This window comes from Roseivirga echinicomitans (assembly GCF_001592935.1).
Lineage (GTDB): Bacteria > Bacteroidota > Bacteroidia > Cytophagales > Cyclobacteriaceae > Roseivirga > Roseivirga echinicomitans.
Window position 1 is genome coordinate 325,096 of record NZ_LRDB01000012.1, and the last position, 24,164, is coordinate 349,259.

Annotated in this window: 21 protein-coding genes; 9 read left to right on the forward strand and 12 right to left on the reverse strand. The window is 40.0% G+C overall.

Annotated elements, in window-relative coordinates; translation table 11 throughout:
- Positions 1-43: 43 nt before the first annotated feature.
- Positions 44-3,010, reverse strand: coding sequence for a TonB-dependent receptor (locus AWN68_RS10375; RefSeq protein WP_068415038.1), 2,967 nt, complete (start codon positions 3,008-3,010; stop codon positions 44-46).
- A gap of 267 nt (positions 3,011-3,277) precedes the next feature.
- Here AWN68_RS10375 and AWN68_RS10380 point away from each other — a divergent pair, with 267 nt between their 5' ends.
- From AWN68_RS10380 to hemB, 4 genes are all read left to right on the forward strand, one after another.
- Positions 3,278-3,916 (forward strand): DUF2975 domain-containing protein, encoded by a 639-nt coding sequence (locus tag AWN68_RS10380; protein WP_068415041.1) that lies wholly within the window; start codon positions 3,278-3,280, stop codon positions 3,914-3,916.
- Positions 3,916-4,131, forward strand: a complete 216-nt coding sequence (locus AWN68_RS10385) for a helix-turn-helix domain-containing protein (protein WP_068415044.1) — start codon at positions 3,916-3,918, stop codon at positions 4,129-4,131. Before AWN68_RS10380 ends, AWN68_RS10385 begins: the two co-directional genes overlap by 1 nt.
- Entirely contained in the window at positions 4,128-4,466 is a 339-nt protein-coding gene (locus AWN68_RS10390) for a DUF4870 domain-containing protein (protein WP_068415047.1), read from the forward strand. Before AWN68_RS10385 ends, AWN68_RS10390 begins: the two co-directional genes overlap by 4 nt.
- A gap of 62 nt (positions 4,467-4,528) precedes the next feature.
- Positions 4,529-5,503: a porphobilinogen synthase gene (gene hemB / locus AWN68_RS10395; protein WP_068415050.1), complete on the forward strand. Its 975-nt coding sequence runs from the start codon at positions 4,529-4,531 to the stop codon at positions 5,501-5,503.
- A gap of 11 nt (positions 5,504-5,514) precedes the next feature.
- On the opposite strand, the gene AWN68_RS10400 is transcribed toward hemB, so the two are convergent.
- The 9 genes from AWN68_RS10400 to AWN68_RS10440 all read right to left on the reverse strand — a co-directional run bounded on the left by AWN68_RS10400 (position 5,515) and on the right by AWN68_RS10440 (position 13,979).
- Entirely contained in the window at positions 5,515-6,489 is a 975-nt protein-coding gene (locus AWN68_RS10400) for an alpha/beta hydrolase (protein ID WP_068415053.1), read from the reverse strand.
- 9 nt (positions 6,490-6,498) lie between these two features.
- Positions 6,499-7,596: a fatty acid desaturase family protein gene (locus AWN68_RS10405; protein WP_068415056.1), complete on the reverse strand. Its 1,098-nt coding sequence runs from the start codon at positions 7,594-7,596 to the stop codon at positions 6,499-6,501.
- 240 nt (positions 7,597-7,836) lie between these two features.
- A complete protein-coding gene (locus tag AWN68_RS10410) occupies positions 7,837-8,211 on the reverse strand; it encodes a co-chaperone GroES (protein WP_068415059.1) in 375 nt (124 codons plus the stop codon).
- Positions 8,212-8,367: 156 nt separating this feature from the next.
- The gene (locus AWN68_RS10415) at positions 8,368-8,919 is read right to left on the reverse strand and encodes a mechanosensitive ion channel family protein (protein ID WP_084362827.1); all 552 of its coding nucleotides are present in this window, start codon (positions 8,917-8,919) and stop codon (positions 8,368-8,370) included.
- Positions 8,920-9,090: 171 nt separating this feature from the next.
- Positions 9,091-11,457, reverse strand: a complete 2,367-nt coding sequence (locus AWN68_RS10420) for an alpha/beta hydrolase family protein (RefSeq protein WP_068415061.1) — start codon at positions 11,455-11,457, stop codon at positions 9,091-9,093.
- Positions 11,458-11,547: 90 nt separating this feature from the next.
- Positions 11,548-11,961: a RidA family protein gene (locus AWN68_RS10425; protein WP_172796058.1), complete on the reverse strand. Its 414-nt coding sequence runs from the start codon at positions 11,959-11,961 to the stop codon at positions 11,548-11,550.
- Positions 11,962-11,970: 9 nt separating this feature from the next.
- Positions 11,971-12,246: a hypothetical protein gene (locus tag AWN68_RS10430; protein ID WP_068415064.1), complete on the reverse strand. Its 276-nt coding sequence runs from the start codon at positions 12,244-12,246 to the stop codon at positions 11,971-11,973.
- Positions 12,243-12,683, reverse strand: coding sequence for a GNAT family N-acetyltransferase (locus tag AWN68_RS10435; protein ID WP_068415065.1), 441 nt, complete (start codon positions 12,681-12,683; stop codon positions 12,243-12,245). Before AWN68_RS10435 ends, AWN68_RS10430 begins: the two co-directional genes overlap by 4 nt.
- 6 nt (positions 12,684-12,689) lie before the next feature.
- The gene (locus tag AWN68_RS10440; RefSeq protein ID WP_068415066.1) at positions 12,690-13,979 is read right to left on the reverse strand and encodes an aminopeptidase P N-terminal domain-containing protein; all 1,290 of its coding nucleotides are present in this window, start codon (positions 13,977-13,979) and stop codon (positions 12,690-12,692) included.
- Between the two features lie 191 nt (positions 13,980-14,170).
- On the opposite strand from AWN68_RS10440, the gene AWN68_RS10445 reads away from it, so the two are divergent.
- The 4 genes from AWN68_RS10445 (at position 14,171) to AWN68_RS10460 (ending at position 19,255) form a co-directional block, all read left to right on the forward strand.
- Positions 14,171-14,803: a response regulator transcription factor gene (locus AWN68_RS10445; protein WP_084362828.1), complete on the forward strand. Its 633-nt coding sequence runs from the start codon at positions 14,171-14,173 to the stop codon at positions 14,801-14,803.
- Positions 14,804-14,904: 101 nt separating this feature from the next.
- Complete coding sequence (locus AWN68_RS10450) at positions 14,905-17,178, forward strand: TonB-dependent receptor (RefSeq protein ID WP_068415070.1); 2,274 nt, start codon at positions 14,905-14,907, stop codon at positions 17,176-17,178.
- The gene (locus AWN68_RS10455; protein ID WP_068415072.1) at positions 17,175-18,266 is read left to right on the forward strand and encodes an HmuY family protein; all 1,092 of its coding nucleotides are present in this window, start codon (positions 17,175-17,177) and stop codon (positions 18,264-18,266) included. Before AWN68_RS10450 ends, AWN68_RS10455 begins: the two co-directional genes overlap by 4 nt.
- A gap of 77 nt (positions 18,267-18,343) precedes the next feature.
- The gene (locus tag AWN68_RS10460; protein ID WP_068415074.1) at positions 18,344-19,255 is read left to right on the forward strand and encodes a DUF6607 family protein; all 912 of its coding nucleotides are present in this window, start codon (positions 18,344-18,346) and stop codon (positions 19,253-19,255) included.
- A 179-nt stretch (positions 19,256-19,434) separates the two neighbouring features.
- Here the strand turns inward: AWN68_RS10460 and AWN68_RS10465 are convergent, their stop codons facing one another.
- Both AWN68_RS10465 and ald read right to left on the reverse strand, forming a co-directional pair.
- Positions 19,435-20,010, reverse strand: coding sequence for a hypothetical protein (locus AWN68_RS10465; protein WP_068415075.1), 576 nt, complete (start codon positions 20,008-20,010; stop codon positions 19,435-19,437).
- A gap of 218 nt (positions 20,011-20,228) precedes the next feature.
- Positions 20,229-21,344 (reverse strand): alanine dehydrogenase, encoded by a 1,116-nt coding sequence (gene ald / locus AWN68_RS10470; protein ID WP_068415081.1) that lies wholly within the window; start codon positions 21,342-21,344, stop codon positions 20,229-20,231.
- Positions 21,345-21,679: 335 nt separating this feature from the next.
- On the opposite strand from ald, the gene AWN68_RS10475 reads away from it, so the two are divergent.
- The gene (locus AWN68_RS10475) at positions 21,680-24,085 is read left to right on the forward strand and encodes an alpha-ketoacid dehydrogenase subunit alpha/beta (RefSeq protein ID WP_068415082.1); all 2,406 of its coding nucleotides are present in this window, start codon (positions 21,680-21,682) and stop codon (positions 24,083-24,085) included.
- Positions 24,086-24,164: the final 79 nt, after the last annotated feature.

Below are 24,164 nucleotides of genomic sequence, written 5' to 3' on the forward strand. Positions count from 1 at the left end.
AAAAAATTAAAATTTGATGTTTAATATATGTCTGATTTGGAGCTTAGTACATGTCTCCAGTTCCAATACCTCCGTTGCCACCACGGCCACCTCTAGCTCCACCTGCACCTCCTTCATTTCCACCGAAACGTTGTCTTGGATTATCAAGGTTAGGAACCGTTCCGCTACCAAAACTTCTGATATTGAAAGTGAAGGTTAACATTACATACTGGGTAAGTATTTGTGAGTTAGTGTCCTGAATATAAGATCCATTGATGCTTCTTGAAACTCTCTGGTTTTGCTTTAAGAGGTCAAAAACGGTCAGTTTCAATTCAGCTTTGTCCTTTATTAACTTCTTGCCAAATTCCATATTCCAAACCAAATAACTTTGGTTAAATCCATCGCTAAGGCCAGGGTTGGCAGTGTGGTTCACTTCAGATCTAAACACGAAGCTAGGCCCGAATATCCAGTTCAATCTCAAACGTGTTGACTGAGTGAAATTCTCTGTATTGGTTTGGCTTTGAACCGTATTGCTGGTTGTGCTATAGCTAGAATTACTAGAAAGCGTGAAATCAATCTTTTCACTAATGTTACTGCTGAATACTGCGCCCAATCCTAAACTAGGAGAAGAAGAGTGATTCATTTCTTCGTTAATCATTTCCGGTGTACGGCTATAATTTCCAGAAAGGGTTAGGTTCAAGTTAGATTTCACAGAGGCCATCGGAAGGCCAAATGAAACAAAACTTCTTACACTGTAATAGCCACCCAAGTTCATAGGTTGAGAATATTGAGCACCAGGCTCTAAGGTAATATCTCCTACCGATGTGTTCTCTCTTGAGGCAATAATGGTATTGTTACCAATGTAATTGTCAGAATAAGTGGTGTTCAATGTGGCGAAAAATGTAGTCGACTTTTCAATGTTTGTTTTGGTATATCTAATCGTTGCGTTGTGCTGGTAATTTTGATCCAAGTTTGGATTACCTGCGCTAATGAATAGAGGGTTAGAGTTATCAATTACATTTTGCAGTTGACTTACCGATGGAGCTTGTGTACTGGTTCTGTATGAAACATTCACGTTTTCTGTACGCCCAACACTGTATCGGTAGTTAAAACTTGGTAAAAAGTTGTTAAACGTTCGCTGTACGTTGTCATCTGTAGGGAAAGTTTGATCGTTGTCTAATGTCGCATTTTGATAATTAGCACTTACCGAAAGGTTTGCTTTGTCGCCTCTTAAATTATAACCCACAGTAGCGCCATGTGTAATATAGTCGTTCGTGAAAATATTACTCAATGGAATGTTAAGGTCTGAGTACTGACCTGCGCCTTCATTGTAATCATATGTTTCCTTGTTCGAATCATTGTATTGATAACCGTATTGATAGGTCATTAATAATTGACTCTTGTCAGTGAGAGGCTCAGTATAAGTAGCGTTTGCTCTTAGGGTTAGCCCCGGTTGAGTCAATGACGCACTTTGTCTAAGGTCTTGATTCTCAGGATTACCTTGTCTATCGTAGAAAACGTTTTCAGACAACAAAAGACTTTCACCTGTGCTTTTATTCAGTGCAGTATTTACGTTGATCGAGAAGGTTCGCCCTCTTTTATCAAATGAACGTCTATAAAGGAGGTTGTTAGAGAAATTATAGGCCATTAGGTCACTTGTGTTCTCGGTATCCGTAGAGTTCAGAATGTCATCGTTGAGCATAGTGGTTCCTGTTACAAAGGAAGAACCCACATTGTCTTGAAGCGTAAGCTGTGGCCTAATTGTGAACGAGTTCTTATCGTTGATTTTATAATCAATTTTTGCGCTGAATCTATGGTTAATGTTGGTGCTCGGTGAAATTGTATTCTCCTCATAAGTCTGACCTTCGTTTTGAGGCAGGGTAAACTGTCTGAAAATCGATTGGTTAGAGGTATTACTGCTTTCATTATAGAAATAGCTTCCTGAAAAGTCTAATTTTTTGTTGGGCTGATAAGAGTAGTTGATACCAAAAGCTGTGGTTTTAGAAATTCCACCTTGTTGGCCAACAAGAAAGTCGCTGGTGTTTCCTCCGTTAGAGAAGCCACCGCCTCCACCTCCGCCACCGCCAGCACCACCTCGGCCACCACCACCTCCAGCGCCACCTCGGCCACCACCACCTCCAGCGCCTCTGCCACCACCAGAAGTGATACCTAATAAATCGCTGGTAGCAAAGTTTTGGATGTTAATATTGTTGGTTTGCGCTAAAATGGTGGTTCTGCTTTTAGGTCTGAAAAGGTTAATGCTTCCTCCAACATTATAAGTTTCGTCAGTTCCTGCACCAGCGTATACTTTTCCGAATTCACCATTGCTCATACTTGCTTTGGTGATAATGTTTAACACCTTAGAAGTTTCGCCATCTACAAAGCCAGTGAACTGAGATTGGTCACTGCCTTCATCATAAACTTGAATTTTTTCAATAATCTCTGCTGGTAAATTTTGTAAAGCAGCACTGGCGTCTGTGCCAAAAAATTCACGTCCATCTACCAATACTTTTTTGACTGATTCGCCTTGAGCCTGAACTTGTCCGTCCACTATCATAATTCCAGGCATTTTCTCTAAAAGATCTTGGGCCGTGGCATCTGGATTTACTTTGTATGCTGCGGCATTCATAATGGTAGTATCTCCATTTTGCTCTACTCGATCTACAAGTCCCTCTACAGTTACTCCTTCCAGTTGCTTAATGTCTTCCGACATTAAAATTGTACCTAGATCAAGAGTTCCTCCTGCTACTGTAATGTCTTTTTTGAAATCGAAATACCCTACAAATGAAATTTTAAAAGAGTAGTTACCATCGGCTATTCCGGTAATTCTAAACTCTCCATTCAAGTCACTTATTTTGGCTTTAAGGCTAGCGTCTGCTTTGTTAACAATACTGATAGTTGCGGCCACCATGGGTACACGGTCGGCACTATCGAGAACGGTTCCTTTCACTACCCAAAACTGCGCTTGGGCGCTGCTTGCAAAAGCTAGGAACATAAAAATGATTGCGGTTCGGATGACTTGATTTTTCATATTGGCACTTTGACATAGGATTTTTGAAAAGGTTTATTTTGCTTTTTTATCGTTGTATTACGGTAACTAATTATTGTTTAACGATAATTAATTTCTACATTTGGTAAAATTGAAAAATATGAATGTCTCGAAAGCATCTTTATGGCTGACCAATATTTTGATAGGAGCAGCTATTTGTTGTGCTGATTTGATTTGGCTTTTTACACATTCAAACAACTCTGACTTTAAACAAGGAATAGAACTTAAAACGGATAAAGACCTAACGATATGAAAAACAATAATTTACTGATTAAAATCTGCGTTGTCTTTTTAACATTTGCTCGTTTGGCAACGGTGATTGGAATGGCAATAGTACTCTACTTTGGGATTTTCGAGAATACCGAGAAGTATTTCACGGTGGAGATGAGCCGAGAGAATTTTGATAAAGTGGAAGAGGGGAGTACACTTGAAGTAAAAGCAGAATATCAAGATTCAATTAAAGAGGCGAAGCTTGAATCCAGCACTAAGAACTATATTATTTCCTTCAATAAGAGTCCTCGTACTCTAATCTTTGTTGTTCTGATAGTCGTTATGGTTTTTTCCATCTACTTTATCCACCTGTTGCTTCAGTTTGTGAAATCCGCATTGGGGGAAGATTTCTTCTGTCTGGAAAATGTTACTCGCGTCCGTATGATGGGTTTTATTTTAGTTGGGCTTGGTGCTGTACACCTAATGATGAATCTTTGGATTAGTTATATTGCGGGCAGTTATTTTGAACTTGACACGCTGGGTGCTAAAACAATAAAAGTGAGTTTTTCACCAGATATTTTCAGTAGTACAATTTTCGTTGGACTTATTGTATTGGTGGTGGCCCAAGCTTTTGATCATGGTTTAAAATTGAAAGAGGATAAAGAATTGACAATCTAGTGGCCATTATAGTAAACTTAGATGTAATGTTGGCCAAGCGAAAAATGCAGAGCAAGGAGCTTGCTGAGCAAATTGGAATCACATTGGCCAACCTTTCCGTGTTAAAAACTGGGAAGGCACGGGCGATTAGATTCAGTACGCTCGAAGCAATTTGTAAGGTGTTGGATTGCCAGCCAGGTGATATTTTGGAACATAAAAATGATGATGAATTATGACAAGTGAAGAAAGACCATGGGTTTTGGGGTCTCATATTGGAACCCTAATAGGATATGCGGTTGCATTGGGAAGTTTTATAGTGCCACTAGTTATTTGGCTTTCGAAGAAAGATGAATCAGAAGTGATTGCCATGCATGCCAAGGCATCGTTGAATTTTCAGCTGTCTATGCTGCTCTATACTTTTATTGCGGGTATAGGAATATTCTTCCTTATTGGGATTCCATTTTTGATCATCATTCCAATTGTGAATTTGATCTGTGTAATTCTGGCTACTATCGAAGCTGACAAAGGCGGACTGTATAAATATCCGTTAACCATTAACTTTGTGAAGTAAGCACCTCAATTCTTTTGAAGTTTACTGAACTGAAAGCATAGTATTTCCATTTATAAGAGCGCATGAACATCCGTCCGAGAAGAAACAGAAAGTCAGAAGCCGTTAGGCGAATGGTGGAAGAAACCAAAGTGACAACCGATGATTTTATTTTCCCTTTGTTTTTGCTCGAAGGAGCCGATGATAAAATTGAAGTAGACTCTATGCCGGGTATTTACCGCTTGGGTTTGGATAAAATATTGAAAGAAATTGAAGGCTGTTTGAAGCTTGGAATTAATGTTTTCGATGTGTTTCCGGTGGTGCCAGAGCACTACAAGGATAAAACAGCCACCAAGAGTTTCGATCCAAATTTCTTTTATCAAAAAGCCTTAAAAAGAATCAAGTCTGAATTTCCAGAAGCCGCGATTATGTCAGATGTGGCTTTGGATCCTTATAATTCCGATGGGCACGATGGCTTGGTGAAAAATGGCGAAATTCTAAACGATGAAACCCTTGAGGTTTTGGGGAAAATGGCTTTGGCTCAGGCCGAAACAGGCATCGATATCATTGGCCCTTCCGATATGATGGACGGCCGTGTAGGCTACATTCGTGAGGTGTTGGATGATAATGGTTTCAATAATGTTTCCATTATGTCGTACACTGCGAAATATGCTAGTGCTTTTTACGGTCCATTTAGAGATGCATTAGATTCCGCTCCAAAAAATGGGGATAAGAAAACCTATCAGATGAATCCTGCTAATCAGAGAGAAGCCTTAATCGAGGCGGACTTAGATATAGAAGAAGGGGCAGATTTTTTAATGGTAAAGCCCGCTTTGGCTTATTTGGATGTAATTAAGTTATTGAAAGACAATTATGCTCAGCCGATTGCTGCCTATAATGTCAGTGGTGAATATGCCATGCTAAAAGCTGCTGGCATGAAAGGCTGGATTGACTATGACCGTGCCATGATGGAAACGCTTTTGAGTATTAAGAGGGCAGGGGCAGACGTGATTTTAACTTATCACGCCAAAGAATTTGCGCTTTTGACCAAAGGGTTATAATGTCACGAAGTTTATTTTCTTACCTGAGAAACACCTGCTAAAAAGTTAACCAAGCTATTGATGAAATAGGCCCTTGGTGTTTCCATAAAAGCAGCATGGTCTCCTCCTGGAATTACCGTCCATTGTTTGTGTGAAGTGCCTAATCTTGTGAAAAGTTTGGCTTGCGTTGCTGTAGGCCCAATCGGATCAAGCTCACCTTGAAGAATTAGTGTAGGGACTGTTACTTTGGCTGGATCCAGTTCGTTAAACTGGTCGTACCTGTTCAAGTCAACCCTTACTGGGTCTGCTTTGAGTGCCGCTTTTACATAAGCATCTATCGCTTTTTGACTAATAGATCCGGGAGTAATAAAATCGCTGGCAGCTGCTTCTGCTGTAGTTGGGCTCATTGCTGGCTTTGCCCCACTCGGCTCGTCTGGGAATATTTGGTCGCTATCTTTCCAATAACCGAAAAGTGTTAATGATGAAATGAGCTCAGGGTGGCGTTGGGCGGTAAGTTGCGACATGGTTGATCCCATTGACCAACCGAAAAGGTGAGGAGGGTTCTCCCATATTTTTTGCTGAGCCATCCATTGCAATACCACAGCTATATCTTTTGCAGCCCTGTCTGGTGTAAACCAACCCGTACTGTCTCGTGGAGTAGCGCCATAACCTCGGCCGTCAATTGCATAGACAGCATATCCTCGCTCAACCAAACCGTCCATTAAGGAAAGGTCTTCGCCTTCCACTTGCAGGTCAAAGTCGGGGATTGCACTCCAAGTTCTTCCATGTACAAGTAAAATGGCTTCTGTAGCATTAGGGTTCGACTTGCTCCAAACTGCTATAGGATGCGCATCAGCGAGTACGGTATTCTGTATTAGTTCGGCCCTAGTTGTTTCAAGGGTTGTGCTTTGAGTGTTTGGCGATTGACAGCCAAAATTGAGCAATAAAAAACCTACTGAAATCAATAAGTAGGTTTTAAAGATTTCAGTAGGTCTATATTTTCTCATTATAGAATATTATGCCATTTGGCTACGGCCAAGGCTCTTGAGCATTTTGCCATGTGCAACAATAGCGTCCATGAAGCTTTTTTCTGAATTGTAAGGAAGGCCATACTCTTTGGTGGTTTCCATGACAATCTTCGATATTTTCTTATAATGAACATGGCAAATGTTCGGGAACAAATGGTGTTCAATTTGGAAGTTCAATCCGCCAACATACCAAGAGAATAGTTTGCTCTTAGGCGCAAAATTCGTGGTAGTGAAAAGCTGATGCACTGCCCAGTTGGTTTCTAAATTTCCAGTGTCATCTGGGATAGGGTATTCCGTGGTTGGCATAACGTGAGCCGGTTGGAAAATTAACCCCAATGAAAGCCCTGTAATGAAATGCATGATAAAGAAACCCAATAAAACTACCCAAGTAGGGGCAGGGATAAAGATTAACGGCAATACTAAAGCGTATCCATAGTAAACGATTTTAGAAATAATCGTTTCGATTAAAACACCAGTGTAAGTTCTTTTTTGAGCCTTCAAAAGCCCTAATTTTTTGTAACGATACAGTTGCTTAAAGTCTTTTGTTGTTAGCCATAAGAAGGTCATAAGGCCATATAAGAACCAACCATAAATATGTTGAAGCTTATGCACTTTCAATAGTGGTGCATGCGGAGAAAGCCTCATTAACTTACCTGGGTCAATGTCTTCGTCCATTCCTTCAATATTGGTGAAAGAATGATGAAGCACGTTGTGCTGAACTTTCCAGTTAAAGGCACTTGCCCCGATTACATTCATCACATAACCCATGTATTTATTTACATGCTTATTTTTCGAATAGGCACCATGGTTGGCATCGTGCATTACGGCCAGACCAATACCAGACATTCCAATACCCATAATAGCCCACATCAACAGCAGAATCCAAGTATTCGTAATCACTCCGGTAAGCATGAGTGCATAAGGAGCGAAGTAGAGTAAAAACATCACTATCGTCTTTGTGACCATTGTTGCATTTCCGTAGACGGAAATCTTATTGGTCTCAAAGTGCTCTTTGACCCTTTTTCGGAGATCGCTGATGAATTCAGCCTGATTGCTCCTTGAAAATTTTATTGCTTTATATTTCATAAGATATTTTTAACAAGCTTTTGAGTGTTGAATATAACCTGTTGTGTTTCGCAATGTTTACTCAGAACGGTTGACTCATCTAGAACGACTCTGACTAAATATTGGTTTCTTTTTGGTGCAAAGATAACAGTCTGATTCAGCAATGACAAAATTGATTTTTTTAATTGGTTAAAGAACAGATGAATGTGGCATTTATTATAGGTTCTGAGGCCTACTTAAAATGTTGGAGTAATGACTGATTCAGAGGATTTCATCTCTTTCTAACATCAGGATGGAAGACTGAGGGACAATGAATAGCTTTTCGTTCCCATACCTTATTTCAATGGCTTCTCTCTGAAGAAAAATGGCTAAATCACCTTCTTCCACCTGTAGGGGGATGTATTTTATTTTTTCCTCATTGTCTTTCCATGGTTCGCTATCTTCAATGGGTATAGGTATAGGGTAGCCTGGGCCAACTTTGATTATATACCCGCTTTGTACCTTTTCCCTTTCTTGAACCCCCGGAGGTAGGTATAAACCAGTTGCTGTTTTTTCGGCTTGTTTCTTAGGGCGTATTAAAACACGGTCTCCAACAATGATAAGGTTTCTGAGCTTGTTGTCTGCTGTTAATTCCATAGTCTAAGTTGTGAATTACAAAGATAGACTGAAAGTGGTAATTTCGACTGCTTGGGTCGAAATGGCTAGAAACAAAATAGAGAATCTACTTGAATGGGAAGGCTAATTTCTTATTAAAATTTAAACGTTTTGTGTTCAGTCAAATGTAAAATAGCTTTATGCAATCTCTCTTATTTCACTAAATAATTCTTCTTTGACAGGCGCGTTAAAGCCTTTGTTGAGTAGGTGTTGATACAAAGCCGTTTCTAACTTGTAATCTAATTCTAAAAAGTGATCTAATAAACACCAAGGAGCAACCTTCAATTCAACATGATTTTTATGAAGTTTGGTTACCGTGATTTTTGATTTTGGAGATTTTAAGATATTAGAATAGCCCTTTAGAAAATCATAAATGCTCTGTTTTACCTCAGTCATATTCTCTGAATAAGAGATATTAAGCTTTAATTCTAATCTGATAATGTTTTTATCACTTAGATTATTTAAAGTGCCTAATAAGAATTGAGCATTTCCAACTTCAATTGTCTCACCATCAATCGTTTTTATTTCACTGCGCGTCCAGTTACTTGATGTCACAGAACCTATCTCTCCATTCACCTCAATGAAATCACCTTTTTTAAATGGTTTTAGCGTCTTTAGGAAGATGCCTCCTGAAAGATTAAATAAAGAAGATAAAAAGGGCTCTTTCATTTTATGGGTTATGGTTCTCATAAATAGATACTTTGATGAAAGTTGTTTTCAATTCTTATACCAACTACACATATGTGTATGTAAACCCTACTCATATTCCAAAAATAGTCAAATTATTTATTAATCTTTAATATATGGTGTCATTTTGGGAGGTGATTTTCGTTTTGGGAATTGATATGCCAGCTGATCAGCTTAATTTAAGGCTATTTTATCGATGATAATTACTCCCTTAGGACTCTTATCAAAGACAAAACGAACTTTGAATAATTCATTGAGATTGAATTCGGATGATTTACTAATGAGCATATCATTATATATAAAGAAGGTGTTGTAAACTGCTTCGGAAGTTTTAGCGGATTGAAGGCTTGGGGTCTTGAGGACGTCAACAGTGAGTTGTCTTTGTAAATAACTGTACTCACTTAAGGTAAGTTGTACGGTATTATCTGATGTATCAGTGAGCAAAATACTGAAGTCAATTGGGTCTGGTGCTTTTTTATCGTCTTCCTCTTTGTCTTCACTTTCTTCTGTATCTTGGTTATTTTCGTTTGAATTGTTATTGCCGTTGTTCAGTTCATTATTCTCATTTAACTCTTCATCCTTTTTCTTTTTGTCTCTGTCCTTATCTGGATAAGATCTCTCTTTGGATTCTGCTAACTCAAAAGTAAGTGCTGCTGCTTCGGCTAGCGTAAAGTTATCATCAACAGAAAACTCAACCCAAGCGGTCTTCCCTTCATAAGCTAAACTATCCCAACCTACATACACAGCTTGAGTTGCTTTGTTTCCCCATTTCATGCCTACCATTTGTTCTCGCCAAACGGTTAAGTTTTCAGAGGTGACCTTTCCTCCACTAGAATTGGTAGTTAGATCTAAGTCTTCTTCAAAATCAGCAATGATTTTCCAACCTGACGATTCATATTGATTGAGGTAAATCGTAGTGGGGAGCCAGTTGTTACCACTTCGGTGATCTTTGAATAAAGCTTCATATTCTTTTTTGCCCTGCAATGTGGCTTGCAGAAATGCACTTATATATACTCTGCCAATTTCCAATTGATCTTCCATGGGCAAAAGCGCCTTTTTATTGAGCAATGAACCATAAGGTTGTCCAGAATCTGAATTGCCCCAAGTGGTATTGAACTGGCCATGATTTGCACCATATATATAGACAGCCGATTTGAAGTGATAAATTGAATCGGTGAATTTGACTCTTTCGTATTGTCTAAGGCCAGCAAACGACTGAACGTCACCATCATTCGCACCATGTAACACCAAGTAGTTCACATTTTCTAATGGTGTTTGAATTTCTCCAGGCTTATACTGACCATCAACAGGGGCAATGGCCACAACTGATTTTATATTAAAGTCGAAGTCGAATTTTTGCTTGGCATCATCAGGGTAGAATTGCAACTTATTGAAAAAGCCAGCCACAGCAGCAGCCTCTCCGCCACGCGAATGCCCCATCACGGCAATGTTTTCTAGGTCTACCTTATTCTGAAATACATTGTCTGTTTCATCGTTCCACTTTCTCCAATATTTAAGGTGTTCTAAAAGTAACCAGCCTCGGGCATCATTTTCTTCATCCAAGCCATCACCGAATATGTCTTTCCATGAGCTGTTGATAAAGTTTTCATCTACACTCACCATAATCATTCCTTGGCTGGCCAAGAGCTTTCCTAAATACTCATAACCGGGATCAGAAAAATCTTCCATCCCATGATTGCCATGAACGATTAATGCCAAAGGAAAAGGGCCGTCACCTTCGGGATACCAAACTCGGCCGTTGATAGGAAGCGCTTCTTCATCGAAACCCCAAAAATGAGTTCGTAATTTTCCAGCGAATCCTTCCCAATTATCTAATAAACGAGATCCGTCTACTGAATCGGTAACAATGGTAACTCCCTCAGCGAATTCCTTTCGCTGTTTATCATTTCCACTACCATAAGTGAGGTATCCAACTTTGTAGGCTCCTTCTTCAGCAGGGTTAGTGGCTTCAATCAGTTGAGCTTTGTAGGGTGAAGTTTGAGCTGCGTCAATGTGTTCTATCTCAGGTTTGCTTCCTGTGTCGAATAACCAGATAAGCCCCCAAACCAAACCTGCTAAACCAATAAGGCTGCCTAGGCTTGATACAACAACCTGATAAATTGAAAGTCCACCTCTGTTCTTTTTGGTAAGTGAAAATAAACCAGCACCTGCCAGTCCAGAGAAACCGATGACGAGCAAAGGGAATTTTATAGCCAAGCTATCTCCAAAAATTATGGTGGTTAAAAAGAAAGCGCCTGGTAGCACCCAAAGGAAACTCTTGGGTAGTTTTTTCAGAATAAGGAGTAAAAGAATTAAGCTGGCGCTACAGAGAAATGCAAGAATCAGCCCGATGACGATAAGCGTTAAACCGATGGGAGTTCCTGCTTCTAGCACAAACATAAAGAGTGCTCCCAAAATCCAAATTACGACTGCGGTTGTGGCGATGGCCTTGTTTGCACCTTTCCAAGCGACTTCCCCAGGTGTTATTTTTGAAATGAATGATTTAACTGCTTGGAAGATACGTTTGAAGAAATTGAGCATGTCAGATAATGGTTTCCAAAATCTACTTATAAATCATTGATTATCAAATCTGTAATTTACAAGGAGCACTGTTTTAAAAAGTAGAGTTGCTCAAATAGTAGCTATGCACTTGAGTTCAATGGCAATAGGAGTAGGGAGTGAGTTAATTTCTACCGTAGTACGACAAGGTTGATTTTCTTTAAAGTATTCTGCGTATATGCGGTTGTATGTTTTGAAATCAGCTTTCATATTGGTGAGAAAAACGGTGACATCTACCAGCTGATCCCAGCTGCTACCAGCATCTTCCAGAATGAGTTTTACATTTTTGAAAACTGAGTGACACTGAGCTTCGATGTTGTAAGAGAGAATATTACCCTCAGCATCCAATTCAACCCCAGGGATTTTTTTTGTTCCTCGTTCTCTTGGCCCAACTCCGGAAAGGAATAGCAGATTGCCTACTTTTCTGGCATGTGGGTATAAACCTACAGGTTCTGGCGCTCTATTGGAATTTAATTTGTCACTCATGATATGTTCTTATTGCGGAGCCCAAATTTGCTTGGCGTTAATTTTCTCTAGTCTTGAAGGAATCGAAATCCTTTCAGATGATTTACAATAGAAAACAAAGCCTTTATAAGAAGTGCTATATTGAAAATACTCCTTGAAAAACAGTTTGCCCTGATGTTCAATCACTAAACCATCATCCATTTTTGAAAGCATGTGGCTAAAGTCGTTGGCTTCTATTTTAACAATAGCGCCAGATGCCTTTATGGCTTGTTGAATGGCGGCTTGTGCCGCGGCTGCTGTACTCATTTCAAATGCTTTACAAGTTCAATCCGATAATTCTCAAGTTCGTCTTTTGGTTTCACATTAAAAATATCAAAGCCATTTTTAAGGGAGAAAGCCAGCATCGCTTTATGTCGGTTCAATGTTTTGAAACGAATTTTAGAATAACCATTATTCAAGGCCCAAACTTCCATTTCATCTGCTAAAGCCTTCGCCACGCCAAGTTTTCTGTACTCGGGCAAAACACCACCTAACCAACTGTATAGAGAACCATCTTTGTGTTTGTGATAACCTACTTTGCAGCCTACCAGCTTATCTTCAATCTTAGCCAATAATATGATATGGACTTTATCCTTGATTTTACCTTCGTAGTAATCGGATTCCAACAGTGGGTCAAATTCAGGAACACTTCCTAAGACCTTTAATGCCTCTTGGAGTGTTCCTTCATAAATTTCTATTACCATTCTAAATTAAGCGTTCATGATGCTTTCAATTTCATCTGCTTCAATTGGGATGTTACGCATTAGGTTGAACGTGCCATCCTTCGTAATAACTTCATCATCTTCCAATCGAATACCAAGGCCTTCTTCTGGAATGTAAATCCCTGGCTCTACGGTAAACACCATGCCTTCTTTAAATTCAGTATAAATGCTGGCTACATCATGCACATCTAATCCAATATGGTGAGACGTGCCGTGCATAAAGTACTTTTTATACGCTGGCCATTCTGGGTTTTCGTTGGCTATATCTGTCTTATCAATCAGGCCTAAACCGATCAATTCGCTTGACATTATTTTACCTACTTCTTTATGGTATTCAGGAATTCTATTTCCCGGTGTTAACATGGCAGTAGCCTCTTTTTTCACTCTCAATACCGCATCGTAGACCTCACGCTGTCTTTTTGTGAATCTGCCATTTACTGGGATTGACCGGGTCATGTCCGCATTGTAGTTGGCGTATTCGGCTCCAACATCCAGGAGCATCACATCACCATCTTTCAACTGATCTTTGTTTTCAATATAATGAAGCACGCAAGCATTGGCGCCACCACCAAGAATAGGAGTGTAAGCAAATCCTTTTGATCTATTCTTCGCAAACTCATATAGAAATTCAGCTTCAATTTCATATTCCCAAACGCCTGGCTTGGTTAATCCGAGTACTTTTCTGAATGCCTTTTCGGTAATGTTGCAGGCAGTTTGCATGAGTTCGATTTCGCGCTTCTCTTTTACGTTTCTTAAATCGTATATGATCGGAGCGAGTCTTTCGTACTCATAATTTGGGTAGGTGGCATGACACCATTTGCTAAACCTATCAGTACGCGTTTCTACTTCTGTGGCATTACGAATATGCTCGTTTTGATAGAGGTATATGTTCTCTATTTCGGCCAGCATGGTATTGAAAGTGTTTTCGAATTTATCAGTCCAAATTACCGTCTGAATCCCTGAAGTTTCTGTGGCCTCTTCTTGCGTATATTTATGTCCTTCCCAAACAGCAATGTGTTCATTGGTTTCGCGTACAAAGAGTACTTCTCTGAATTTTGGGTCTGGAAAGTCAGGGGCAATTACTAAAACGGACTCTTCTTGATCGATTCCCGAAAGGTACAGCATGTTGCTGTTTTGGCGGAATGGCATGGTACCATCTGCATTGGTAGGCATAACATCGTTAGAGCAAACTACAACAACTGAGTTTGGCTTTAAACGGGCTTTTAGTTTTGCTCTGTTCTTAATAAACAGGTCTTTTCCTATTGCTTCGTATCTCATAATCTATGTTTTTATGAATTCAGACGAAATAACTAGGAAAAAGGGAGAAAAGGAAGGAAACCACATTAAGTCTTATTCACGATTCTTTTATGATTCCGTCTGCTGGGGATGATTTTTAAATAGCGCATCTGTTTCTTATTTACCTTTTTGCCTTACCTTTGTGTGGAATTAGTCTAAATAAGAATAGTTAATTGAGTCTCGCCCCACTTTACATCTGTTTCCCCCAGTACTTAATTCAGCAGGGATTGCTGGCTTTGGCCAATAATAGTGGGCATTATAGTGATATTAAGGTGTTCAGGCATACGGCAGAACTTAAGGAATCTATTGGAAGTCATAATAAAGAAACCGTAATCTTAGACTACCTCAATGAAGATGAAAATTTCGTGCATGAACTCAATCGTTGGATTCAAACGCACCCTAATTTGAATGTGCTGGTAATTACCGATGATTTAGACAGCAACCGAATTCGGAGTGTACTGAAAATGGGGGTGAGCGGTTTCTTAACGAAATCCTGTAGCGAAGCCGAAATACTCGAAGCCATCAGTGCTATTAAAAATGGTAAGACGTTTTTCTGCAACAGGGTGTTGAAGGCCTTAGTAGATGACGGCAACGAATACTTTGAACTTTCGGAAAGAGAGAAGGAGGTGGTGAAACTTATCGCTGTCGGTAATTCATCATCAGAAATAGCTGAAACGCTTATCATCAGTATCCATACGGTAAACTCGCACCGCAAAAACATACTCAAAAAACTGAAACTTAAATCCCCCACAGAGCTCATCATCTTTGCTGCAGAACAAGGTTGGGTGAGTTTAGAACGAAAGTGAATCACTAATGCTAGTGATTATTTTCCCTAGCATTAGCGATTGTTCGTCAGCTTAAAACCCAACTACCTTTGTGTTATTAAGAATTAATCTAAATAACACTCGTGCGCAGCGCATTTACCTTCATATTCATCCTCATTTGTCCAGCCGTATTTGGGCAAGAGATCACGGTTACAGACCAAAATACAGGAACACCCATTGAAGGGGTGGCCTTTATGTTTCAGCCCATCAATGGAGGTTATAGTGGTCATGTGATATCTGACAATCAAGGGCATGTAAACCTTAAGGCAGTTGACTTTCCTATCGTCATAAAAACCCAGCATGTCGGTTATCAGTCTTTTTCTGACACCCTAAAGGTTTCGAAAGATTACGTGATTAAGCTCGTGCCGAAGAATGTTCAACTCGATGATTTCATCGTTACAGGACAGTTTAATCCGCAGTCCGCAGAGCAATCGGTTTTCACTGTAAAAGTGATTGACCAAGAAGAGATAAAAGCACGAGGTGCGGTTAATCTATCCGAAGCGCTTTCCAACACTTTGAACATTCGCTCTTCGCAAGATCTGGCCATCGGAAGCTCAGGAATTAGCATGCAAGGTATTTCTGGCCAGAATGTGAAAATTCTGTTGGATGGAATTCCGCTGGTCAACCGAAACGGAAATGGAAATGCAGCCGATCTTTCGCAAATCAACCTGAATAATATCGAAAGGATTGAGATTGTGGAAGGCCCAATGGCGGTGAATTATGGTGCGAATGCTTTGGCCGGAGTAATCAACCTTATTTCTTTTAAAGATGCAGAAAACACCACTGAAATCTCGGTGGGATTGCAAGAGGAAACGGTAGGTTCTGAGTTCGGTACGGGAGAAGGAAAGCACATTCAAAGCATAGATGTAAAACAGCAGATTGCTAACCAGTGGTTTGGGCAAATTGGTGTACTGCACAACGACTTCAAGGGTTTTCAGGGGAACCAAATAGGAAGACCAAAGGAATGGAACCCTAAAGAGCAATATCAGGCGAATGCCTTAATCAGGTTTAGCCCAAAGAATCACTCCATTTACTACCGATTTGATTTCTTGGATGAGACGATCAATGGCCTCGGTAAGTCGAACAATAATTATTTACCCTCGGGAGAAAATCAGCCTTTCGCTATTGATGAAAAGTACTTGACTCAGCGTGCTATTCATCATGTTCAAGCGGAAGGCAAACTCCCTTTTTTGAGCCGATACAATGCTTTTGCCTCATATTCTGATTTTGAAAGAGTAAAATCCAAGCTGTCTAAAAACTTGGTTACTGGTGAAGAACGATTAACCACTGCCGATGGTGACCAAGACGTAAGCACTTATAAAGTGTGGGAGTTTGGTGGCACTGGATACTTGGCATTTTCTGATAAACTCGACCTGCAAACTGGCTATAACCTAAGTTTCGAAAAAGTAGGCGGAGGTAGAATTCAAGAGGGTGAACAAGAGATCAATGACATCGCTATTTATGGTTCATTAGAATGGAAGATGGTTGATAATATTCTTGTCCGACCAGGGCTGCGTTTGGCCACCAACAGCACTTTCGGAACGCAGCTCATTCCTTCGGTGCAAATCAAGAAATCTTTTGATGGGAATGCAGACTTGAGACTCTCTTATGGAAGAGGCTATCGTGCACCTTCAGTGCGTGAACTCTATTTTGAATTTGTTGATTCGAACCACAGGATTTACGGAAATGAGAACCTTAATCCAGAATTTTCGCATCATTTCAGTTCCAACTTCACTAAATCTTACGAGGTGGGAAATGCTAAGTCTGAGGCTGGAATTAACCTCTTCTATAATACAATTGACGACCAAATTGGGATCGCACAATCAGCCTCTGATGCTACCGCTACTACTTATGTGAATATAGATAAATACAAAACTTTGGGGCTTGGTGTCAATCAGAAAATGGAATGGGCGAAGCTTTCTACAAGTATTGGAATTTCTTATGTAGGCCGATATAATCGGCTAGATGATGACCAACAAGGCGATCTTGATGAGTTTTTCTACACCCCAGAACTCAATGGAAATGTTCAATACGACTGGACAACAATAGGAACAAAGATCAATGTTTTCTACAAATACACAGGGGCATTAAGAAATTACATTTTCTCAGAAAATACTGCTGGCGAACAAGAGGTAATCATTGGTGAAGTAGAAGGATATCACTGGTTGGATTTAACCTTGTCCAAAACGTTTTTCACCCATTTCGATATGATCCTCGGGGCAAGAAACCTTCTAGACATTCAAAGAATCAACAACTCAGGAGTTTCAGGCGGAACGCACTCTGGTGGTGCTTCTGTGCCTGTATCCTATGGAAGAAGCTATTTTATAAAATTAAACTATAACCTAAAATTAAAATGACGAACAGTAAATACACATTGAAGTTAATTCTTGCTTTAGTAGCGATTGGCTTCTTAAATGCCTGCGATGGGGAAGATGATCAGCCTAAAGTTGATCCTGCGGTTTCCAGTGCAATTATAGATGCAGAGGTAGGAGGGGCAGACCAACCAAACCAAGTTTTCATCGACTTTTCTTCTAAAACTCAAACGGTAGTGAATCGTGCTTCTTGGGATTTAGGTTTCTATACAGGTAGCGAGTTCAGGGTAATTCTGAATAACCCTTCGAGCATGCTTACTCAAGCGATTGATAAGAATGATTTAGCACAAGTAACTGCGGAAGATACCGTTGGAATGGGGGCTCAAATGGATATAGATGCCATTTTCGGTTCATTGTTTGGAGCGCCTGCAGAGTGGTTGCCACAAGCGCAAACTTGGATGGATCAGCCTGATGGTTCTCTGGAAGGAACAGCCATAGCGGAAATCTCTGCCACTGCTGATCAAAATAAGGTCTACATCATTAACCGTGGTAAAAATGCTGATGGAACGGCCAGAGGCTGGATGAAAGCTCGTTTCTTAAGAGAGGGGAGTGGGTACAAAATGCAGTATGCAGAGATCAATGCTACCACTTTTAGTGAATTACAGATCAACAAAGACAGTGACTATAACTTCAATTACGTCAATTTCAACCAAGGCTTAGTAAACGTAGAGCCAGAGAAAGCCAAATGGGATATTTGCTTTACTGTTTTCACTAACCTTTTACCCATTGACGCAACTTCGAAAATACCTTATGCCTATAAAGACTTTGTGATCCAAAACAGGACCAATGTGGAAATAGCGGAAGTAGCGGTGGCAGACTTTGCCTATGAAGATTTCACTTATACCAACTCAACTGATTTAAGCTATTCTTCAGATTTAGCTACGATTGGAAGCAATTGGAGAATTGTTGCACAGCCTGGCTCAGACAAAGAAACGGGAGCTAATCCAGACCTTTTCTATGTAGTGAAGGATAGTGATGATAACTATTATAAACTAAAATTTACTAGGATGTTAGACCCAATTTCTGGTGAAAGAGGCTACCCACAAATTCAGTACGATTTGTTGGTTCAATAAGCATTTGCCGAAAGGTCAGAAACTCCAATTAATCAGGTTTAAATAAGCATTAATACACGTTCAAATAAATAGTAAAAATGAAGAATATACTCATTTGCCTAATGCTAGTAATGTCTACACTAGCTGTGGCACAAAGCAAGAAGAAACAAGACCAACAAGCGATCAAAGAAATGTGTGGCTGTTATGAAATCACTTTCAATTTTGCAGAAACATTTGATTATCAAAGAGATTACCAATTCCATGATAACTACAGAACCAAAGGTTTTGAGTGGGCCCAATTGATAAAAGATGAGAAGGAAGAAATCTCAATTCAACATTTGTTAATCGTTGGGGGAGGTCAAATTGTGAAACATTGGAGGCAGGATTGGCTTTACGAAAACACAGCACTTTACAGTTATGTGAAGGACAATAGCTGGGAGCTTCACACCTTACCAAAATCGGAAGTAAAAGGCCAATGGTCACAGAAAGTTTATCATGTAGATGACAGTCCACGTTATGAGAGTTCAGGTTCATGGGTACATGTAGATGGAAAGCATTATTGGGAAGGCGCTTCTGATTCCCCCTTACCAAGAAGGGAGTATTCAAAGCGTAGCGACTACAATGTGATGCTTCGAACCAATAGACATGAACTCACTGATTTTGGATGGATTCATGAGCAAGACAATGGAAAGGTAAATCGTACCGAAAAAGGAGATGAACTTTTAGCCGAAGAAAAAGGCATGAATGTCTACACTAAAGTAGATGACAGTAAATGTGAAGCAGCACAAGAGTGGTGGAAGAAAAATGAGCAATACTGGGCAGATGTGAGGTTGGTTTGGGATGAAGTATATGGAGCGAATCCTGATTTTAGCTATGCTGAAAGCCTGAATGATAAAATGCTTTACGAAGTACTTTTTGCTTTAGGCGATGAAATGGCTACTGCCGACAATTACAATAGCATGGAAGTTCAAACTAAAGTGTCAGAGATCATTAAATCATACATGGATTAGATTGTAGGAGCTGGGTGAAAGTCCGTCAAGGGAGTTTTGCGCCAAATGGTTTTACTGGAAAGAGCACTTTGGAAGAGGTGCTCTTTTTTTATGACTAGTCTCTATAAAAAAAAACACGTACCGAAATGAGGAGATCGGTACGTGAATAACTACAAACTAAATCATCTATGATTGATTTCTTATTTGATGGTTACGTTGAAGGTTACACTGATGTCCGTTTCTCCACCAGCATTGGTAGGGCTTCCTGTACTAACACCAGAAGCATCTTTGTCTGGTTCGTGAATAAGCAGCACTTGTAAAGTTCCAGTACCTGCAGCACCAAGTAAAACAGAGCCCGACAAACCAATTGGTTTTGTGTTGACGTCTTCGTCTCCGTATTGGTAAGTGAAATTAATATTGTTGGCGACAAAGAACACTTGATGCTCATCACCTTCTTCCTCTACCTCTAAAGTAATATTTTCTGCAGGTGATTCCGCTTCATTTAAGAAAGCCACGCTTACATCATATGAACCATTTGCGGCCAACTCTACCGGGTTGGTGATTTCTGGGTCATCTCCTCCAGTTCCATCAAGGTCCTTAAAGATTGCTTCAACGGTTTCTCCTTCATTGGGGCCAGTTCCAGTAAAAGTCACCTTTAAGGTGGTGATAAGTTCTTCTTCATTTACCGGCTCTGGATCGTCCGAACCACATGCCGTTGTGGTTAAAAGGGCTGCAAATACAGCTAATGAATAAAGCTTGATACGTGTAAATTTCATAATTATTGAACGTTGTGTTTCTAAATATACTTAAATATCACTATTGATACGAGAATTGTATATGCAACAATAGTGCAAGTGCAACGTTGTTGCAAGTAATTGAAACAAAATTATTCTCAATTCTTTATTAATGGTGAATAATTGTGCCGTTTGGTTTGCTGGAAAATAAAAAAGACCGCTTTAAAGCGGTCTTTTAATATTTATAGCATTGAACGTGATTAGTTCAAGTGATTTTTCACATCTACATAAGGTAAGTCAAAAGCTTCAGCAACGGCTCGATAAACCACATCACCTTTGATTACATTCAGTCCAAGCTCTAATTCCTTGTTCTCAGTACAAGCTTTCTTCCATCCTTTATTGGCCAATTGAATAGCATAAGGTAAAGTTGCGTTAGTAAGCGCAACGGTAGAAGTATAAGGTACTGCGCCTGGCATGTTCGCTACACAGTAGTGAACGATGTCGTCAATAATGAAAGTAGGATCCTCATGGGTAGTTGGTCTACAAGTTTCAATACAACCTCCTTGGTCAACAGCAACGTCAACAAGAACCGTTCCCTTTTGCATGTCTTTCAACATGTCTCTAGTGATCAAGTTAGGCGCTTTTGCACCCGGTATTAATACCGCACCAATGATCAAATCCATAATAGGAATAAGTTCACGAATGTTTACTTCACTAGAATAACGAGTTACCACATTTGCTGGCATTACATCGTTCAAATAGCGCAAACGATCAAGGTTGATGTCCATAATGGTTACTTGAGCACCAAGGCCAGCAGCCATTTTAGCAGCTTGAGTACCAACGACTCCACCACCTAGAACAAGCACTCTGCCTGGGCTAACGCCTGGTACACCGCCAAGTAATACACCTTTTCCCTTAATTGGTTTTTCAAGGTATTTAGCGCCTTGTTGGGTCGCCATTCTACCAGCTACTTCCGACATAGGAATCAAAAGAGGTAATGAGCGGTCAGCTTTTTCAACTGTCTCATAAGCCAAGCAAACTGAACGATTTTCAATCATCGCTTTAGTCAATGGCTCGTAAGAAGCAAAGTGGAAATAAGTGAATAGCAACTGACCTTCTTTGATCAATTTATACTCGCTTTCGATCGGTTCTTTAACCTTCATGATCATTTCCGCAATGTCATATACAGCTTCGATAGTAGGCAATATTTTAGCCCCTATACTCTCGTATAAGTCATTTGGGAAACCACTATTGAAGCCCGCATTATCCTGAACATAAACCGTGTGACCACGCTTAATAAGTTCTAAGGCACCACCGGGGGTTAAAGCAACCCTGTTTTCATTGTTTTTAATTTCGATTGGTACACCAATGATCATGATATCTGAATTTTAATGTTACTGGGCAAATATAGTAAGCTAGACTTCAAACGATTGCAAAGATTAGAGAAAAAAGCTCCTGTTGATAAAAAAGGTTTCTGCTCTCTACACAATAGGCATCTTAGATGAAAGTTTTTAACTTAAACATAAAGAGAAATAAAATTTCGGCTTACTGATTTGTTTGAAATAATATTCTGTTTAACTAAAAATTAGTTTATTTTATTCTGTGTTCCCGTTCATAACATAGGCTCAGCCAAATTTGATTCGTATCAGTAAAGTTGTATTTTTGTTAACCTTTGAGTTAGAGGTGCATTGAAAATTTAACGTTTAGGATATTGGGAGCGACTAAGACAGATAGAAAACTGAGTATAGGAGTAGAGGAGATATTGAACGATTATCGTTTGGCATGCGAAAGCAGAGAAGCGAGTTTGATGGGGCGAAAGGAAGTTTTCATGGGTAAAGCCAAGTTTGGCATTTTTGGAGACGGTAAAGAGGTCGCTCAAATTGCAATGGCAAAAGCCTTTAAAAACGGTGATTTCCGCTCTGGCTATTACCGTGACCAAACTTTTATGTTTGCAATTGGTCAGCTTAGTGTTCAGGAATATTTTGCCCAATTGTATGCTCATACAGATGTCAAAGCAGAACCTGCAAGTGGAGGGCGCTCCATGAATGGCCACTTCGGTACTCGACTTTTAGACGAAAACGGAGCGTGGAAGAAGCAAACGGAAATGAAAAATTCCAGCGCTGATATTTCCCCAACTGCTGGCCAAATGCCAAGACTTTTAGGTTTGGCTTATGCCTCAAAACTTTACCGCCAGAATAAAGACTTACATCAATTCTCTGATTTCTCAATAACCGGAAACGAAGTTGCCTTTGGTACTATTGGTAATGCCTCAACTTCTGAAGGCCCGTTTTTCGAATCGATTAATGCTGCTGGCGTTTTGCAAGTGCCTATGGTGATGTCGGTTTGGGATGATGAATATGGGATTTCCGTTCCTAAAGAATTCCATACTACTAAGGGAAGTATTTCTGAGTTCTTGGCTGGAATACAGCGCACAAAGGATAAAGCAGGCTTTGAGGTATTTGTTGTAAAAGGTTGGGATTACATGGCTTTGGTTGAAACCTTTGAAAAGGCAGCAAGAATTGCGAGAGAAGAACATGTGCCTACCTTGATTCATGTTATAGAAATGACACAGCCTCAAGGGCACTCTACTTCTGGATCTCATGAAAGGTATAAGTCGAAAGATAGACTTCAGTGGGAGGCTGATTTTGATTGCCTAAAGAAAATGAGGGAATGGATTTTGGAGAACGAGCTGGCCCAAGAAGCTGATTTAGAACTCATAGAAAAAGAAGCCAAAGAAGGGGCCAAGTTAGCGAAAACTGCTGCTTGGAATGCCTTCATGGAAGATATAAAGAACGAACAATCCGAAGCCATTGCTGTCATTGAGAGATGTGCAGAAGACAGCAATTTTATTGGTGAAATACATCAAGCAGCCTCTGACTTGAAAAAAACAATGAATCCAATCCGTTTGGATTCCATCAAGGCGGTCAAAAAAGTACTGAGGCTTACGCGTTCGGAAAATACCGAAGCAAGAGCAGAATTAGTCACATGGTTGAATAATGCCTTAGCGAAGAATAAAGAAAGATTTAGTTCTCACTTACTGAGTGAATCTGCGCAATCGGCTTTAAAAGTTGAAGAGGTGAAACCGGATTTTTCGGATGAATCTCCTTTGGTTGATGGCCGAGAAGTGCTTCAAGCTTGTTTTGATGCAGCCTTAGCGCGTGACCCAAGAGTTTTTGCCATTGGCGAAGATGTTGGTAAGATCGGAGATGTAAACCAGGCATTCGCTGGCTTGCAAGATAAGTTTGGATCACTAAGAGTTACCGATACCGGTATTCGTGAGGCCACCATTATTGGGCAAGGAATTGGTGCGGCACTGAGGGGATTAAGACCAATTACTGAAATTCAGTATTTAGATTACTTACTTTATGCCATTCAGATCCTTTCAGACGATTTAGCTTCATTACAATATAGAACAGCTGGAGGGCAGAAAGCACCATTGATTATTAGAACAAGAGGTCATAGACTTGAAGGTGTATGGCATTCAGGTTCGCCAATGGGAATGATTTTGAGCAGTCTTCGTGGAATTCACGTATTGGTGCCACGAAACATGACGCAGGCGGCTGGGTTCTATAACACCATGCTAAAAGCCGATGAGCCTGCTTTGATTATCGAATGTTTGAATGGCTATCGTTTGAAAGAACGAATCCCAAATAATGTTGGTGAGTTCACTTTACCTTTGGGTGTGCCTGAAGTACTGAAAGAAGGCACGGACATGACTGTAGTGACTTATGGTTCTATGTGTAGAATTGTAATGCAAGCAGCTGAAGAATTGGAAGAGATTGGCATTTCTGTCGAAGTGATCGATGTTCAAACCTTACTTCCTTTTGATGTTCATCATTCAATTGTGGATTCGATTAAGAAGACCAACAGGGTAATCTTTGCTGATGAAGATGTGCCAGGAGGCGCTTCTGCTTATATGATGCAGAAAGTAGTGGAGGAGCAAGGTGCTTACTTCCATTTAGATTCTCAGCCAGTAACGATTGCAGCAAAAGAACACAGACCAGCATATGCTTCTGATGGAGATTATTTCTCTAAACCAAGTGTAGAAACTGTTTTCGATACCGCTTATGCGCTAATGAGCGAAGTAAATCCAACGAAATTCCCAGAGTTGTATTAATTACTTGAGTGATATTAGAAACCTGAAATGGGTTCATAAGAAATAAAAAGGGCTTCAACCAATATTGGTTGAAGCCCTT